Annotated in this window: 16 protein-coding genes; 7 read left to right on the top strand and 9 right to left on the bottom strand. The window is 60.1% G+C overall.

What is annotated here, in order from left to right:
• The first annotated feature begins 34 nt into the window (after positions 1-34).
• The 4 genes from ligD (at position 35) to CA833_RS19880 (ending at position 5,175) form a co-directional block, all read left to right on the top strand.
• Positions 35-2,422, top strand: a complete 2,388-nt coding sequence (gene ligD, locus CA833_RS19865; protein WP_207080904.1) for a DNA ligase D — start codon at positions 35-37, stop codon at positions 2,420-2,422.
• A gap of 124 nt (positions 2,423-2,546) precedes the next feature.
• Positions 2,547-4,088, top strand: a complete 1,542-nt coding sequence (gene istA / locus CA833_RS19870) for an IS21 family transposase (RefSeq protein WP_370584601.1) — start codon at positions 2,547-2,549, stop codon at positions 4,086-4,088.
• On the top strand, positions 4,085-4,942 hold the full coding sequence (gene istB / locus CA833_RS19875) for an IS21-like element helper ATPase IstB (RefSeq protein ID WP_207080631.1): 858 nt from the start codon (positions 4,085-4,087) through the stop codon (positions 4,940-4,942). Before istA ends, istB begins: the two co-directional genes overlap by 4 nt.
• An 89-nt stretch (positions 4,943-5,031) precedes the next feature.
• The gene (locus tag CA833_RS19880) at positions 5,032-5,175 is read left to right on the top strand and encodes a hypothetical protein (RefSeq protein WP_207080906.1); all 144 of its coding nucleotides are present in this window, start codon (positions 5,032-5,034) and stop codon (positions 5,173-5,175) included.
• 57 nt (positions 5,176-5,232) lie between these two features.
• On the opposite strand, the gene CA833_RS19885 is transcribed toward CA833_RS19880, so the two are convergent.
• Positions 5,233-5,703, bottom strand: a complete 471-nt coding sequence (locus tag CA833_RS19885) for a cupin (protein ID WP_207080907.1) — start codon at positions 5,701-5,703, stop codon at positions 5,233-5,235.
• Positions 5,704-5,712: 9 nt separating this feature from the next.
• Positions 5,713-6,516, bottom strand: coding sequence for an exodeoxyribonuclease III (gene xth / locus CA833_RS19890; RefSeq protein ID WP_207080908.1), 804 nt, complete (start codon positions 6,514-6,516; stop codon positions 5,713-5,715).
• Between the two features lie 636 nt (positions 6,517-7,152).
• On the opposite strand from xth, the gene CA833_RS19895 reads away from it, so the two are divergent.
• Both CA833_RS19895 and CA833_RS19900 read left to right on the top strand, forming a co-directional pair.
• Entirely contained in the window at positions 7,153-8,427 is a 1,275-nt protein-coding gene (locus tag CA833_RS19895) for a DUF763 domain-containing protein (protein ID WP_207080909.1), read from the top strand.
• 995 nt (positions 8,428-9,422) lie between these two features.
• On the top strand, positions 9,423-9,719 hold the full coding sequence (locus CA833_RS19900; protein WP_207080910.1) for a plasmid stabilization protein: 297 nt from the start codon (positions 9,423-9,425) through the stop codon (positions 9,717-9,719).
• 75 nt (positions 9,720-9,794) lie between these two features.
• Here the strand turns inward: CA833_RS19900 and CA833_RS19905 are convergent, their stop codons facing one another.
• The gene (locus tag CA833_RS19905) at positions 9,795-10,052 is read right to left on the bottom strand and encodes a hypothetical protein (RefSeq protein ID WP_207080911.1); all 258 of its coding nucleotides are present in this window, start codon (positions 10,050-10,052) and stop codon (positions 9,795-9,797) included.
• A gap of 156 nt (positions 10,053-10,208) precedes the next feature.
• A complete protein-coding gene (locus tag CA833_RS19910; RefSeq protein ID WP_207080912.1) occupies positions 10,209-10,715 on the bottom strand; it encodes a DUF4126 domain-containing protein in 507 nt (168 codons plus the stop codon).
• Positions 10,716-10,946: 231 nt separating this feature from the next.
• On the opposite strand from CA833_RS19910, the gene CA833_RS19915 reads away from it, so the two are divergent.
• Complete coding sequence (locus CA833_RS19915) at positions 10,947-11,114, top strand: DUF1328 domain-containing protein (RefSeq protein WP_207080913.1); 168 nt, start codon at positions 10,947-10,949, stop codon at positions 11,112-11,114.
• 270 nt (positions 11,115-11,384) lie between these two features.
• Here the strand turns inward: CA833_RS19915 and CA833_RS27030 are convergent, their stop codons facing one another.
• From CA833_RS27030 to CA833_RS19935, 5 genes are all read right to left on the bottom strand, one after another.
• On the bottom strand, positions 11,385-11,588 hold the full coding sequence (locus CA833_RS27030) for a hypothetical protein (protein WP_242526552.1): 204 nt from the start codon (positions 11,586-11,588) through the stop codon (positions 11,385-11,387).
• A 2-nt stretch (positions 11,589-11,590) separates the two neighbouring features.
• A complete protein-coding gene (locus CA833_RS19920) occupies positions 11,591-12,142 on the bottom strand; it encodes an SDR family NAD(P)-dependent oxidoreductase (protein WP_242526553.1) in 552 nt (183 codons plus the stop codon).
• Positions 12,139-12,585: a pyridoxamine 5'-phosphate oxidase family protein gene (locus tag CA833_RS19925; RefSeq protein ID WP_207080914.1), complete on the bottom strand. Its 447-nt coding sequence runs from the start codon at positions 12,583-12,585 to the stop codon at positions 12,139-12,141. The genes CA833_RS19920 and CA833_RS19925 overlap by 4 nt, the downstream gene beginning before the upstream one ends.
• Positions 12,586-12,816: 231 nt before the next feature.
• Positions 12,817-14,631: a recombinase family protein gene (locus tag CA833_RS19930; protein WP_242526554.1), complete on the bottom strand. Its 1,815-nt coding sequence runs from the start codon at positions 14,629-14,631 to the stop codon at positions 12,817-12,819.
• Between the two features lie 717 nt (positions 14,632-15,348).
• Complete coding sequence (locus tag CA833_RS19935) at positions 15,349-15,825, bottom strand: Hsp20 family protein (protein ID WP_207080915.1); 477 nt, start codon at positions 15,823-15,825, stop codon at positions 15,349-15,351.
• Between the last annotated feature and the right edge of the window lie 82 nt (positions 15,826-15,907).

The raw sequence follows: 15,907 nt of genomic DNA on the forward strand, positions 1-15,907 counted from the left end.
GCATCGATTAACTGGCATATCGATCGGAACCGACATGGCACGAGCCCTCAAGACAAAGCATACGCAGGCGGAGGAGCGTCTCGGAAAATATCGCGAGAAACGTGATTTTTCGCGTACCGCAGAGCCTTCCGGGGCGACTGGCCCCACAAGCGGCAACGGTTTTGTCGTTCAAAAACACGCGGCATCGCGCCTTCACTTTGACTTCCGGCTCGAGTTGGACGGCGTGCTGGTAAGTTGGGCGGTTACGCGGGGGCCAAGCACCAATCCCGACGACAAGCGTCTCGCGGTCCGCACCGAGGACCATCCGCTCGATTACGCGCGCTTCGAAGGAACGATCCCCAAAGGCGAGTATGGCGGCGGCACCGTGATGCTGTGGGACAATGGCACTTGGGAAACGATTCCAGGCAAGGATCCCCGCAAGACTCTGCCCGAAGGCCACCTCCACTTCGTCCTCCATGGTCGCCGCATGCAGGGCGAATGGATCCTCTTCCGCCTCAAGCCGCGCGGCAGGGAAAAGGGAGAAAACTGGATATTGCGCAAGGTGCAGGATGAATTTGCAGGCGGGTCGGATGACCTGACCGGTACCCACCTCACCAGCATCGATACCGGCCGCACCATGGAGGAGATAGCTGCGGGCAAAGCGGTCCCGAAGCATAAGGCGAGAAACGGGAAAACCGTTACGGCTCCCAATCAGGATAGTGCCGGGCCGCGTAGAGGCAGGAAAGCGAGTTCGCCCCCGCCGTTCCAATCCGTGCAACTCGCCGCCCTGGTCGACCGTGTCCCACCCGGCGACCGCTGGCTCCATGAACTCAAATACGACGGCTACCGCACGCTTCTCGCCCTCGGCGGGGGTGAAGGACGAGCGTATACTCGATCGGGCCTCGACTGGTCGGACCGTTTCGCAGCCCTCATTGCCGAGGCGCAGAAGCTAGGAGTCCGCAGCGCGCTCATAGACGGCGAGGCGGTCGTCACCCTTCCTGACGGTCGCACCAGCTTTCAAGCCCTGCAAGCCGCGCTCAAGGCCAACCCCGAGGCCATCGATTATTTCGCGTTCGATCTCCTCGAACTCGATGGCGAGGATCTGACCGGTCTCCCGCTCATTGAGCGCAAGGAGAAGCTCGCTGCGCTGATCGGCAAGGGCGGAGGCCGAATTCGCTATTCGGATCATATCGTCGGTAATGGCGAGAAGCTTCTTGCTAGCTTCTGCAGCGCAGGGCTCGAAGGCGTCATCTCGAAGCGCATCGACGCGCGCTACAGTGGCTCGCGCAGCGGCAGCTGGGTCAAGACCAAGTGCATTCGCCGTCAGGAGTTCGTGATCGTGGGTTGGACGCCGTCCGACAAACAGCGCGGATTTCGCTCGCTTCTGCTGGGGGTCAATGAAAATGGCAAATTGCGATACGCTGGCAAGGTTGGCACCGGCTTCACCGGTGATGAGATCGACCGATTGATGGAGATCATGGAACCCCTCGAGCGCAATAAGCCAACGGTCGAAGCGCCCCGCGCCGCCGTTCGTGACGCTCACTGGATCGAGCCGAAGCTGGTTGCCGAAATCGCCTATATCGAGTTTACCGATGAAGGCGTCCTTCGCCATCCAAGCTATCTCGGCCTGCGCGAAGACAAGAAGCCCGAAGCGATCGTGCTCGAGACCGAGGCTCCGGTGGCCGCCGCGATCGCTCCGGCGACAGACGCCGTGCGGATCAGCAACCGGGAGCGTGTGATTTTCCCGGAGGGAAAGCTCACCAAAGGCCAGCTTGCGGATTATTATGAGATCGTCGCGCCAATCATGCTGCCATGGGCGGGAAGCAGGCCAATAAGCCTGGTCCGCTGTCCGCAGGGCCGAGCCAAGAAGTGCTTTTTCCAGAAACATGATGCCGGAAGCTTCGGCAGCGAGGTCAAGCAGATCGGTATCCGCGAGAAAGACGGGCACGAAGAGGCGTACCTGTTTGTCGATACGCCGGCGGGCCTTCTCACCTGTGTTCAGATGGGTACGATCGAGTTTCATGGCTGGGGCGCGCGGATCGAGGATATCGAAAAAGCCGATAGGCTCGTATTCGATCTCGATCCCGACGAGGGGCTGGATTTCAAGGACGTCGTTTCAGCAGCATTTCACGTCCAGGACTTGCTTGCCCAGATGGGGCTGACCACCTTCCCGATGGTTACGGGCGGGAAGGGCGTCCATGTGATCGCTCCGCTCACTCCCTCGGCCGAATGGCCAGAAGTGAAAGACTTTGCCCACCGCTTTGCCCTGGCGCTTTCCCAGGCAGACCCCGAGCGCTTCACCGCCGCTCTTGCAAAAGCCAAGCGGACAGGACGGATCTTCATCGATTACTTGCGCAACCAGCGCGGCGCGACAGCGGTCATGCCTTACAGCGCCCGCAGCCGCGAGTTTGCGCCGATCGCTGTCGCGCGACATTCAGGGTGAGAAAGCGCGACAAACAAGATGAGAATCCTGCGTTCCGGAATTGGCGAAGGGCGTAGCCCGTAGCCGATACCGGAACGCAGGAGGCGCCTTTTGAAGGGTGCCTGTGATGGTCGTGGCGGCCGCTATGCATTGGGTTTTCCTGGGAAGGAGGACCTGGCGTGTGGCGGGCCGACACATCAACGATCATCAGGTGAGACTTTTCATGACTAACAGACGTAACGATCCCGTCGCCCTGGCAGCGGCGAAGGCCGGTTTCAGCCCGGCGACCGGCTATCGGGTGCTGCAGGATGCGCGCCTGCCTTCCCAGCGACAGGCGCCGCGCGGCCGACGGCGCCCTGATCCGCTATCGGGCATTTTCGAGGAGGTTGTCGTGCCGATGCTGGAGGCCGCCCCCGGTCTTCGTCCTGTCGCGATCTTCGAGGAACTGCGCCGCCGGTACCCGGATACCGAGTTCGGCTCACGACGAACCCTGGAGAGGCGTATTCGCGACTGGCGAGCTCTGAACGGCCAGGATCGGGAAGTCATCTTCAGGCAGGTTCATGAGCCGGGGCGGCTCGGCATGTCCGATTTTACGTGCATGAACGATCTGGAGGTCGCCATCGCCGGGGCGCCTTTGGACCACTTGCTCTATCACTTCCGCCTGCCTTGCGGCGGCTTTGAACATGGGCACGTCATTCTAGGCGGCGAGAGTTTCGTCGCCCTGGCCGAAGGGCTGCAGAATGCGCTCTGGTCTGCCGGCGGAGCGCCCAGGCTCCACCGTACCGACAGCTTGTCGGCCGCCTTCCGCAACCTGGACGCAGATGCGAAGGCCGACCTGACCAAGCGCTATGACGCCCTATGCGCCCATTATGGAATGGTGCCGACGCGCAACAACACAGGCATTGCCCACGAGAACGGTGCGATCGAGAGCGCCCACGGCCATATCAAGGCTGCAGTGAAGGACGCGCTGTTATTGCGCGGGACCACGGACTTCACCGACCTTGCCGCTTATCGCCGCTTCATCGACGAAGTCGTGACCGCAAGGAACCGGCGCCACGGTCCCGGCATCGATGCTGAGCGCAAGGCGCTGCAATCCCTCCCGAACGCACGGACTACCGATTACGAGGAAGTCCTCGTGACAGTGACGTCCTCGGGCGGCTTCACCCTGCGCAAGGTGTTCTACACGGTCCCCTCGCGCTTGATCGGACATCGCCTGCGAGTGCGCCTTTACGACGATCGTCTCGATGTCTTCATCGGCGGCACAAGGCTCATGACCCTGCAGCGCGGCCGCGCCGGTGTGAACGGTAAGCACGGCCACGTTGTCGATTATCGCCATGTCATTCATTCCCTGCGCCGCAAGCCGATGGCGCTACGGGGATTGGTCTATCGTGACAGCCTGTTCCCCCGCGCGCCCTACCGCCTCATGTTCGAGCACTTGCTGGAAGCTGTGGGCGAGAAAGAAGCCTGCCGGATCATGGTCGAGCTTCTGGCCATGGCCCACGAGCGCGCCTGCGAGGCGGAGCTCTCCCATATCCTGGAAGAGGACCTGGCAATCCGCAGGATCCCATGCCTGTCGGCACTTCGGGCCCGCTTTAGCCCCGATCCCGCCACTTTGCCTGAAGTCGTGGTCGAGATGGTCTCGCTCTCGATCTACGACGGGCTGATCGAACAGGGAGAAGCGGCATGAGCACGGCTCCCATGATCGACGCACAGCGCCTGGGCCTGATGCTCAATGAACTGCGCTTGCCAACCATCAAGCATATCTGGGGAGATTTTGCAGCCCAGGCGGACAAGGAAGGATGGCCCGCGAGCCGGTTCCTTGCAGCTCTCGCCGAACACGAACTCGCCGAACGCGATCGTCGCCGGATCGGGCGTCATCTGGCTGAAGCCCACCTGCCGGCGGGCAAGACGTTGGACTGCTTCGCCTTCGAGGCCGTGCCGATGATCTCCAAGGCACAGGTCATGGCCCTGTGCGCCGGCGATGGTTGGCTCGACCAGGGTTCCAATCTCATCCTGTTCGGTCCGCCAGGCGGCGGCAAAAGCCATCTGGCGGCGGCGATCGGCCTGGCATTGGTGGAAAATGGCTGGCGAGCACTGTTCACCCGCACCTCTGACCTCGTCCAACGTCTGCAGGTGGCTCGCCGCGAACTGACGCTGGAATCCGCAATCGCCAAGCTCGACAAGTATCATCTGCTCATTCTCGACGACTTCGCCTACGTCTCACGCGACCAAGCGGAAACCTCTGTCCTCTTCGAACTGATCAGTGCCCGATACGAGCGCAGATCCTTGCTCATCACCGCCAACCAGCCCTTCGGTGAATGGAACCGCGTCTTCCCGGACCCGGCAATGACGCTCGCTGCGGTCGACAGGCTCGTGCATCACGCCACGATCTTCGAGATGAACGTGGAAAGTTATCGCCGGCGCACGGCTCAGGCCCGCCGCTCCGGGGCTGGACGTCCTGCCGCCTACACCACTCCGAAAGTCCTCGAGACCATCCGCGACAATCAGGATGAGAACGAGATCCTTGCCAGCGACAATTAAAATCGGCACTGAATGACGCGCCGCGACAATCACATTCTCATCCTGATTGACGCGCAATCCTCATCCTGTTTGTCGCGCTACAGATCGCCGTGCCGTTGACTTGGGAGGAGCTGCGCGACATCGACGGGCCTTCGCGTTGGCATATCGGCGACGGCGCGGAGATGGTGAAGCGCGCCGGGTCGAAAAATCTCGCACTCTGGGGGCGCGCCGACCAGATCCTACCCGACCTGTAAAAAATCGGGACATACAAAACCAGAAGCCGGACGATTGCTGTTCGTGCCACTTCGAGATCATTTGCCAGTAACGGGATCTTGCTCAGCTGCGAGCATCGTCTGGATACGCTCGAGCGCCTCCTTCGATGGCGGGTCCTGGCAAATGTCCCAATCCTGTCCCTCAGGGTAGGCACCCACGACCAGGAAATCTTCACTGGCCTCGATCAGGCAATGGCCGGTGCCGACCGGCAATACGAGTGCGTCACCCGCTGCAACGCTCACGATCTGTGCGCCTGGTCCGCCCAGGATCAGCGAGGCGCGGCCGCTCGCGACGCCCAATGCCTCATGGGTGGTCGAGTGATAGTGATGATAGTCGAATATGGTATCCCGCCATTTCGCCGGCCAGCCGTGATCAGCGAAGCGCGTCTCGAACGCTTCGGCGATCTGTTCCCGGGCACCGCTTTCCACGCTTCGGTAGATCAGTACCGGCAATCCTTGATTGTTGGGCACCCAGTCATTGGCGTCGAGCAGGAATTTCTCTGGGTTCATGGGATGCTCCTACGGTTTGCGCCGGGTCTTGCGCACGAGCCCGTCGCGCAGCTCGATCCATACCGGTGCATGATCACTGGTCTTTTCCCAGCTACGTGGGCGCCGGTCCACCTCGGCAGCCACCAGCAGCTTGGCTGCAGCCGGGTTGAGGAGGACATGATCGATCCTGAGACCCGCGTCGCGCTCGAAGGCGCCGCGCCAGTATTTCCAGAACGTGTATATGGCCTCGTCCGGATGAAGATGACGTAGCGCGTCGGTCCATCCCTGCTGGAGCAACCCGGCGTAAGCCGCTCTCACTTCCGGTGTGAAAAGGGCATCGTCACGCCAGCGATCCGGCGCGTAAACATCGAGATCCGTCGGCATAACGTTGAAGTCTCCCGCAACAATCACCGGAGCGTCCAGTGCGACAAGCTCGGCAAGACGATCGCTCAAACGCTCAAACCATCTCAATTTGAATTCGAATTTGGCGCTCGGCCGCGGATTGCCATTGGGAAGGTAGAGGCCGGCAATGAGCGCTCCATTGATTGCCGCTTCGATGTAGCGGCTCTGCTCATCATCTGGGTCGCCAGGAAGCCCGCGACGGGTTTCGTGAATATCACCGACCCTGCTGAGGATCGCGACGCCGTTCCAGCGGCTCTGTCCATGCCAAATGGCCCTATAGCCCGCTGCCGTAATCGCAGCATCTGGGAACCTGTCCTGCGGCGCCTTCAGTTCCTGCAGGCAGACGATGTCCGGTTCTGCAAGCTCAAGCCAGCGCAAGAGCACTGGCAGGCGCCCGTTGACACCGTTGACGTTGTAGGTTGCGATTTTCACAGGTATGGTCGCTCCTGGCTGCGGCCGCACATCTGGAAAGTGCCTGGAATTCTTCGCCTTCCAAAGCGCCCGGCAGCGCTGGCGATCGAGAAGGCGGGGCCTCATTGATCGTCTTATTTTCCACCCGGCTGCCAGGCGCAGCGATCGGAGTGCTCGCCGTCCTTCCTGGTGAACGCTCTCCCAGTCGCCCACTGATTTGTTGAAAAGGTTCCCTACTGGCTGGGCTTGCCGCGACGGCTCCCCGCCTGAACACCGGTTCTGGTGTCGAGCGGAGTATCCTTCGCTGCGCGGCCGCCATGGTTTTCGCTCGGCCGGGCTCCAACGCCGCCGGTACCTCCGGTGTCCTGACCGGGAGCGGCACGCTCATGATCATGATCAGACTTGTCCCGGATCGGCGGGTAAGTGTTTTTCGTATTTGCCATGACGCTCGCCTTTTTTGCCCTCGCATCGTCACAACGGATGCGGGGCATCTCCCGTTCCGCAGGATATTGCGATTGTTCGGGGGACGGCGGGCTTCACCCATATGTTCATATTATGTTCGGCGTGTGCTAGGATCTCGCCCATGATCGCTTTTCAATTGCCGGCCCTCTTCCCAGGCAAGCCCGAGACCTGCCGGCTTTTGGCGGGGAGGAACTCTTGAGCAGGCGCGGTGGGAGCGCCGACCTTCCCCTGCACGGCGGCAGGGTTCCCGCCTGGCTGGGCGAACGCATGACCAGACTGGGCGCCGTTATCACCCAGGCAATCGTGCTCGAGTATGGCCGCGATGAATTCCTTCGCCGTTTGTCCCATCCCTTCTGGTTTCAGTCGTTCGGTGCGGTGATGGGAATGGACTGGCATTCCTCGGGCATCACAACCAGCGTTATTGGCGCGTTGAAGCGCGGACTGGCGCCATTGTCGGGTGAGCTTGGCATTCATGTCTGCGGCGGGAGGGGCAAGCACAGCCGCAAAACGCCTGATGAGTTGGTGCTTGTAGGAGAACGTACCGGCATCGACGGCGCGGCACTCGCCGCCACCAGTCGTCTGGTCGCCAAAGTAGACAGCGCGGCGCTTCAGGATGGTTTCGACTTGTACCTGCACGGGTTCATCGTCGCGGATGACGGGCGGTGGGTAATTGTGCAGCAAGGCATGAACGCTGATCGGCGGCAAGCTCGACGTTATCACTGGCTGAGCGAAGGTATTAAGGATTTTGTCGACGCTCCTCATGCGGCGATAGAGGGGCGAGGCGGTGGCCAAATCGTCAACCTTGCCGATCGCCGCGCAGCAGACTCACGCAGCGGGCAACTGGAGCTCCTGGGATCGCTCGGGCCGGACGGAATCTTGCGCGAGTTGCGGCGCATGACGCCCGGGGTCGAGCCGGAACAAGGCCTTCTCCCTCATCTGATCATGCCGGACCATCACGATGTTCGTCCCGAAAATGTGATTGAACGGCGTTTGCATGGTGCCCTTGCGGCTGCGGCGGATCTCGGTCCCAAGGATTTTTCCGAATTGCTGCTGGTTCCAGGAGTGGGAGCACGAACGGTTCGTTCCCTGGCTATGGTGGCGGAAGTCGTTCACGGCGCCCCGTGCCGTTTCAGCGATCCGGCTCGATTCTCCCTCGCGCACGGCGGCAAGGATCGACATCCTTTTCCGGTACCCACGAACGTGTACGACCATACGATTGCGGTAATGAAGTCTGCGGTGCGAAAGGCCAGGCTCGGGTACGGCGAAGAGTTGGCAGCGATCAGGCGGCTGGATGAGCAGGCGCGGAGACTTGAGGCAACCGCCTCGGGCCCGTCGCTTGACGATTACCTCGCCGAGGAACGGTCGCGATCGCATGAATACGGGGGGCGAAGCGTATTCGGATGGGAACCGCCAGCTGAACAGGTTGCGGCGATTAGTCGGCCGCTCAAGTCAGCAACACGGCCAGAGTGATCGCTTGCACAGCCAGGACCGTCCGCCCTCAGATGCTGCATTTCGGCGATTTCGGTATTCTCGTTGGATGCAGTCCCGCTTCCCCTATGGTAACCGTCAATAGGGAACAATCGGGGGCAATCCCGATTGTTCTCATCATGATGGAAAATCGTTCGGACCGGAGACCCAACTCCCGATGTCTCGCGGCGTAAATCTATGACACCGCTTGAACGTATGGCCCAGGCGGCATTTACCGCAGACTGGCCTGCCGAGAATTCGCAGCCGTGGGACCAGGCGCCACCTGAAACTCGTCTCCGTTACAGATCGATAGCCTTTGCGGTTCTCGCAGCAATCCGCGAGCCTAATGATGGCATGGAGGCAGCCGGCGATAAATGGCTCGATAGTGCCAGTTGTCGGGCGATTTGGTCGGCGATGCTCGAAGCGGCGCTTACGGAAGAAGAAAGCGAGACACGTTAGGACGGGCGATCACCTCGTTCGTCTTTCCTCTCCATAGACTGCCGCCAGCCATTGCCGACCACCTTGGCAAGGAACCATCAGCATCCGCTCCTTGTTAGGAATAGACATACAGCAGCCGAGCGTCAGGCTGTGAAGGAGATGGATCATGAGCGATAACCGATCGCGGCCCAACAACCATGAGGTCGAGAACGAGATGATCCGAACTCCGGCTGTCGAAGGTGATCCGCCGACACCAGCGACGGAACCGAACAAAAAGGACGAGAGCACGCGTAGACCCAAGGATGGACCGGCTCCGCCGGGGAAATATTCGGGAAGTCGGCGGTAAAACATGATGCCCGTGCAGAGAAAGAATTTGGCTGGGTTTCGTCGAAGGCAACTTCCTGACCTGGTTTCAACTGGTCGCTCAGCCGCGATTAAAAGCCCCTAGCTTTGCCCTTTCGGCAGTTCGGTGTGTCAAAGCCGCTCACAGAAGCCGCTGGAGACGAATGCGCGGCCTCCAGATCGAGGTCGTATAGTAGGTTTGTGAAAGGAGAGAGGTTGTGCCGCGAGGTGACAAATCAAGCTACACAGATAAGCAAAAGCGCAAGGCCGAACATATCGAGGAAGGCTACGAAGACCGTGGTGTCGGCCACAAAGAGGCAGAACGACGGGTTTGGGCAACGGTCAATAAGGAGTCCGGCGGCGGTAAAAAATCCGGGTCGGGTCGGGGAAAGATGGAAGACCACGCAGCATCCAAGAAAGGAGGTCGCATCGGCGGAAAATCGCAGAGCCATGCCGATCGTTCCGCGGCAGCCAAAAAAGGTTGGGAGACGCGACGCAAGCGGTCTGGAGGCTGATAGGGTATAAGGGTTTCGATCGTTCAGAGCGAAGAAACCGTCAGGCTTGCGGGAGCGGCAAATTCACAGATCGCTTCATTGTGCCGGCGGCGCCGGGCTTTGCATCCCGGGTTGATCTTGCGGCGCCGCGTAACCCTGTTCTACCGCTTGGCGGGTATCGCTGATGCGGCCTGTATCCTTTGGCGCCTGAACGGCGCGAACGATCCAGACCATCGACAGTGCAGCGACCACCAAGATCAAGCTGATAAGTAGCACATACCGGACAACTCCGGGCGTTGTTCCGGCACGGGCATCCTCTTTTTGAACCTTTATCCTTTCGTTGTCGGGGCTCATTATTTCTCTCCTAGAGCGTTTTCTGACCAGGTGGAATCACCTGGTGACTCGGAAAACGCGACAAACAAACGATAAATAGAGCGGGCTTCGGTTCGGAACGAACGGATTACGCTCTAAAATAAATAGCGAATGATCCTCGGGCATTGATCTCAAAGGTCAGACTCTCCCGCTGCGAACCCTTGGAGCAGGGAATCCGCCGGTCTCCCGTCCCGCGATCAGATCGGGGTTCGCCACGAGAATGCCGGAACCGAGGACCATGACATCTTCGACAAATCCGGTGGCCGTCTGGCCATAGCGCCGCATCGCCGCGCAGCGCAGGCGCCAACCAATGTACGAAGACATCAGCGCAGTTGCGGTCGCGATGATCGCGCCCGCCGCGCGGCTACCACGGGGGGCAAGCGCAGCCCCGGCGTATGCGGAAGTCACAGAACGCACGGCCAGCCCTATCGGCACGATGCGATCCGGCGCCGATTTCATCTTGTCACCGGCCATCTCTGCAGCGGCCAAGGCCGCCGTTCCTGCCGCAACAATAGGATTTTTCAATAGTGCCTGCAGGGGAAGGGCTGACGGAATAGCACCCCGGCGCGTTGCAAGAGCGATCGAGGCGAGCGGCGATATTCCACGCTGTCCGGCCACAAGACCGATGAGGATTGAGCGGATCATGATCGGCTTTCATGCTGCGTCGTGAATGCATGAAATGCGCGCTGCCGAAGATTTGATCCCGTCATGCACGGTTGCCGTGTCAATGTGTTGGATCGCTGCGCCAGACCGCTATGCATCTCGCCTGCTTTCTTCAGGACAAAGACATCCGCGGAACATCGGGGGAGGTCGAATGTTTTAGAACAGGGCTGCTCGAAAATGTCGACGCAGCGTTTGTATCTAGGGAGAGGCCTCATGTTTCGCTGGGCCATCATTTTTGCTGTCGTTGCACTCATTGCAGCGCTTCTGGGATTTGGCGGTGTAGCAGGTCTTTCCGCCAGCCTTGCCAAGGTCTTCCTGCTTGTTGCAGTCGTGATCCTGGTCCTTGGCTTCTTTTTTGGTCGAGGCCGAAGGGTGCCGTGAAGCGCATTGGACGGAGCCAATGCCCAGGGGCTCAACCGCATGCCATAGCTTGGAGCCTCCGATTCTGCGTCGCAGGGGCCTACAGCAAAGGCTGCTGCGACGTTGAAACAAGCAGCAAGGGGGCAGCATTGTCGGCGGCGAGAGGCCTTGCCCATGTCGCTTGAAAGATCGCAGCCATCCATGGCGTGCGAATGCAACTCATTTCCCGAGACCTGACTTTCGCTGTTCTCAAGTCCCACACTTCGATGACGGTCAGACCAGTTCCCTCGGTCATTCCTGCGCCTGTTCGCGTGGGGCTATCGTTATTTGTTGGACCACGGCCCGCCTCGGCTGAGTAAGCAGGTAGTGGACGCCTACCGCGATATCTTCGGCGCGCAGCATCGTTTCCTCCGCAATCATGGCGCGCTGTTTCTCCGCCGGGATATCCGGATAATGGAAGTCCGCACCGGTCTTGCCAGGCTCGATCAGACCCACTTTTATTCCTTGGGACCCAGCTTGCGGCGAAGGGCCTCGGCAAAGCCGGCGATACCTGCTTTCATGCCAGCATAGACGGTTGATCCGGGCCCAAGAATATGCGCCGACATGGAACCTATCAACACGATATCGCCCTTGTCTGCCAATATCTCCTGCGCGGACTTTGCGCTGAGGATGTAAGCGGTGAAATCGACCTCCACCGCGTAGCGTATTTCGTCGGCGGACATTTTGGAGAGGGCTTGGGCTGGAACGGCGGCATTGACGATCACGATATCGGGAGAGCCGAGGTAGCTTCGGGCTTCGTCGAAAAAGCGGTCCAGTTGCCCAGGTTCGGCAAGATCGAGCGCGATGCCGTTGCCCTTGCCGACTTCGCCTATTCTCGCCAGCGCATCGGCGAGGTGCTCGGAGGAACGGCCGCAAATGAAGACTTCCGCGCCTTCGCTGGCCAACAGGACTGCTATGGCCCTTCCGATCCCGGTCGTCCCACCGGTGATGATCGCCTTGCGACCGGCGAGCGGCGAGACTGCCGTGTGAGTGTCCGAGAGAGGGGTCATGACGATGCAGACCCCAGAACGATCTCGCCTTCTTCCTCTTCTTCCCAGTAGTGAGCTCGCTCGCCTCGCGCTTCGATCAGCACGAGACCCGGGGTTTCAGGTCCTTCCGGCCACCAGCGATCAAGACCATCCGTCCAATGTTCGGCAAGTGCAGCTTTGTCGCGAATGAGCCTTGCATGACCTTCGACAGCGAGGAAAAACGGACGCTGGCCAAGTAGCTCCGACTTGCCCTGATAGGACAGCAAGATTTTGGGATCGGCCTCAATATCGGCCACTATCAGCGCGGTCTCCTTGGTGAAGAACCAGGCGGTGCCTTGATAGTCTACTTCTCGGTTGTTGCTCATCGGCCGCGCCGCGATCGCTCCGCCCCTGGTGTGCGTCGCAAGCATTGCGAAGTCGATGTCCTTTATTTTATTGGAAAGCTCTGCAAGAGACCATGTCATTAGGGCTATCCTCGTTCGTTTGCACTTGAGGAAGGAACGCTTGAGGCAGCCGTTCGATGCGTGATCGCTGACGGGAATTAGCGGGTTCTAACATTGCCGACCGGCAGCTTTCAGCATCAACCAAATGGCCGCTGAGTGTCCGGTTTGGGGGCGGCAGCCGTCACCGCTTGTCGCCTGGATCCTGGCATTGACTTCGGCGCGGCTTTCATACGCGTGTAAGCGTCAGGTCCCTCACAAACTCTGGACGTGCAAGTCGATCAAGAAGTTGTTCGATGCTTTGTGTCGGCTTTCGAATTTGTATTTCAGATGGTTGTGAGCCCCCGCAACCACCGATACCGACAAACCAGATTTTCCTGGCGTTTGTCGGTCACGGTTGGATCGCCCTCCCGCAACCACCGATACCGACCTAGCGGACACCCCTGGCGCACCAGCGCCGGGGGTGGTGTCGTTTTTGGCGGATTGCTGCCGCTCAAGCCAATCCAGGATGGTACCGAACTCGCCATGCAGCATGGCGTTGACTTCGCCGCGCCTGCTGCCCGGCGTCAGGACGACGCGCTCGATGAGCCCGCGCAGGGCGTCGGCCGCTTCCTCACGTTCCTCGGGACAGACCAGGGCATCTGCCAGGCGCTCGACCTTGCCGCGATAAATCTCGGCGATGTTGGGATGGATATCCGGAACATCCGCCGGGGCGGCAGCGAGGCGCGCGCGAATGGCGTCCTCCTGCGCTTCCAGATCGAGAAGGCGGTCGACGAGCGAGCGAGTTCCCTTGCCTTCTTCCACTATGTCCAGAACGCCCTTGATCGCTTTCAGGACCTTGTCGAGTTCAGCGCGATCTGCCGTGTCGGTTGCCCGGCGCTCGCGGTTCAGGCGATTGGTTTCCTCTACGCAGGTGCGAATGGCCTTGGCGGCAACTTCGGGACTCATCATCCGATCGCGGAGGCCATCGAGAACCCGCGTCTCCAGTTTTTCACGAGAAATGCTATGACCATTCGAACAACTTCTCGTGTCGATATGGTTCGAACACGCAAACCGCCCCTGCCCGCGAAGGGTATAAGACCCGCCGCAGCATCCGCAGTAAACGAGGCCTGAGAGCAGGCTCCTGGGGCGACGGGTGCGGTTCAGCTTATTGTGTGCCGCGCGCGTCGCTTCGATCACGCCGGCATATTGGACCGCTATATCTTCCTGTCTTGCCTTGGCTGCCTGCCACAGTTCCTCATCGACGATCCGTAGATCGGGGACGTCGGCGACGATCCATTCCGATTGCGGATTGATCCGTGACACGCGCTTGCCGGTCTGCGGATTCTTGAGATAGCGAAGCCGGTTCCAGACCAGCTTTCCGATATAGAGCTCATTGTTAAGCAGACCGGTTCCACGCTTTGCGTGGCCTCGGATCGTGGTCGATGTCCAAAGTGTGCCGGTCGGAGCGGGTATGCCCGCTTCATTCAAGCGGCGCGCAATCGCCTGAGGGCTAAGTCCGTTGGCGAACTGCCGAAAGACCTGACGCACCACCTCGGCTTCAACGGAATTGATGCTGCGCTCGCCATGGACAGCCTCGCCTTCGCTGGAGAAGCGACGAACAACGTCATAGCCGTAGCACAGGCCGCCACCAGACTTGCCTTTCTCGACGCGTCCGCGCAGGCCACGATGCGTCTTCTTGGCAAGATCCTTGAGGAACAGGGCATTCATAGTGCCCTTGAGGCCTACGTGTAGTTCCGACACTTCGCCTTCAGCCAGCGTGACGATCTTCACGCCAGCGAATTGCAGGTGCTTGTAGAGCGTTGCAACGTCGGCCTGATCGCGGGACACGCGATCCAATGCCTCCGCGAGCAGAACATCGAAGCGACCCATCTGTGCGTCCTGGACGAGAGCCTGAATGCCGGGGCGCAGGATAACGCTGGCACCCGAGATCGCCGCGTCTTTGTAGCTGCCTATAACATGCCAGCCTTCACGCTTCGCCTGCTCTCGACATATCAGGAACTGGTCGTCGATCGAGGCAGCACTCTGCTTGTCGTCGGAATAGCGGGCATACAGGGCGACACGGGTCATATCGTTCTCCTCGCCAGAAAAATAGCATGATCTCTCTAACGGACCAAACTGGACAGGGTGATCTCGGCGCGCTGCCACCCGAGCTTTGCTAAAGAATTGAAATAGAAGGCCGTTAAGTTCTTTCTCTTTTGGATGCTGGTGGCGGGCCTCGCAATTGTCTCCACATTGTGCGTGCGCCTGACATGTGGTCGCATGATGCCTTTAGCCCGTCACGAGCAAGCAGAGCTACGTGAAAGCAGGGTCAGCAAGGAGCCTTCAGGCTTGCGCAGCGCTGATCCTGCTCTGCCCAGCGTCGATGGGCTCCCTCATCTAAGGATCGTCTGCGACACACAACTAGCACGGGTATGTCGCCTATAGATGGCCGCGATGGCCGTTAGTCGAATGTCCGGATCCGAGCCGGGGTGCGGGCATAGCCGACCTTCGCGCGGGGCAGCTGCCGACCAGACCCGGTCGTTCCCATCAACCATCATGAAGGACCGTTCACGCCAAAAACTGCCGTTGGTGTGGCTCTCAGCCCCCGGACAGAAGCCACGAACATCTCGGCCATACACTCGCTCAAATGAAGCCGCCGGAAGCTGCCGTTTATTCATTGCTAAGCCAAAGACGATAGCGATCTCGACATTCCTCCAATGTACCGACTGGTTTGGGCAAAGCTTCGTCAAGCGGGGCAGGTGCGATTGCACCCACCCCGCCGAGGATTTGCCCGATGATTGGGGCTTAGGCCGCCTTGTCTTCAGTCAGCTGCGGCGTGTCGTCGTTGACATGCTCGCGGCTTCCGATGGCGATCTTGCGCGGCTTGAGCGATTCAGGGACGCTCCGCTGGAGCGAGATCGTCAACATGCCGTGCTCATAATCCGCATCGCGCACTTCGACATAGTCGGCCAGCTGGAACCGCCGCTCGAACGCGCGGGCAGCGATACCGCGGTGAACGAATTCAACACCGTCTTCGTCCTTCTCGGTCTTCTGACCGGAGATGACGAGCTGGTTCTGCTGTGCAGTGATGTCGATTTCGTCCGGACGGAAGCCGGCAACCGCCAGAGTGATCCGGTAGCTGTCCTCGCCGGTGCGAACGATGTCGAAGGGTGGGTAGCCATCCTGCGTCTCGGCGCGGAAGCTGTTCTCGAGCGCATCGAAGAGCCGATCGAAACCGACCGTCGAGCGGCGATAGGGGGTCAAATCAAATGCAGTTCTCATTTCCAAATCCTCCTTGTTGAGCAATCTGGGCGTGAGAGGCGCCGGGAACCAAGAGCCGACGCCCTCTGTCCAACCGGACCCG

Source organism: Novosphingobium sp. KA1 (genome assembly GCF_017309955.1).
Classification (GTDB): domain Bacteria; phylum Pseudomonadota; class Alphaproteobacteria; order Sphingomonadales; family Sphingomonadaceae; genus Novosphingobium.

Excerpts from the sequence above, each read along its gene's own strand:
- ligD (WP_207080904.1), top strand. The coding sequence starts at position 35 with ATGGCACGAGCCCTCAAGACAAAGCATACGCAGGCGGAGGAGCGTCTC.
- istA (WP_370584601.1), top strand. The coding sequence starts at position 2,547 with ATGCATTGGGTTTTCCTGGGAAGGAGGACCTGGCGTGTGGCGGGCCGA.
- istB (WP_207080631.1), top strand. The coding sequence starts at position 4,085 with ATGAGCACGGCTCCCATGATCGACGCACAGCGCCTGGGCCTGATGCTC.
- CA833_RS19885 (WP_207080907.1), bottom strand. The coding sequence starts at position 5,703 with ATGAACCCAGAGAAATTCCTGCTCGACGCCAATGACTGGGTGCCCAAC.
- CA833_RS19905 (WP_207080911.1), bottom strand. The coding sequence starts at position 10,052 with ATGAGCCCCGACAACGAAAGGATAAAGGTTCAAAAAGAGGATGCCCGT.
- CA833_RS19910 (WP_207080912.1), bottom strand. The coding sequence starts at position 10,715 with ATGATCCGCTCAATCCTCATCGGTCTTGTGGCCGGACAGCGTGGAATA.
- CA833_RS19915 (WP_207080913.1), top strand. The coding sequence starts at position 10,947 with ATGTTTCGCTGGGCCATCATTTTTGCTGTCGTTGCACTCATTGCAGCG.
- CA833_RS19920 (WP_242526553.1), bottom strand. The coding sequence starts at position 12,142 with ATGACCCCTCTCTCGGACACTCACACGGCAGTCTCGCCGCTCGCCGGT.
- CA833_RS19925 (WP_207080914.1), bottom strand. The coding sequence starts at position 12,585 with ATGACATGGTCTCTTGCAGAGCTTTCCAATAAAATAAAGGACATCGAC.
- CA833_RS19930 (WP_242526554.1), bottom strand. The coding sequence starts at position 14,631 with ATGACCCGTGTCGCCCTGTATGCCCGCTATTCCGACGACAAGCAGAGT.
- CA833_RS19935 (WP_207080915.1), bottom strand. The coding sequence starts at position 15,825 with ATGAGAACTGCATTTGATTTGACCCCCTATCGCCGCTCGACGGTCGGT.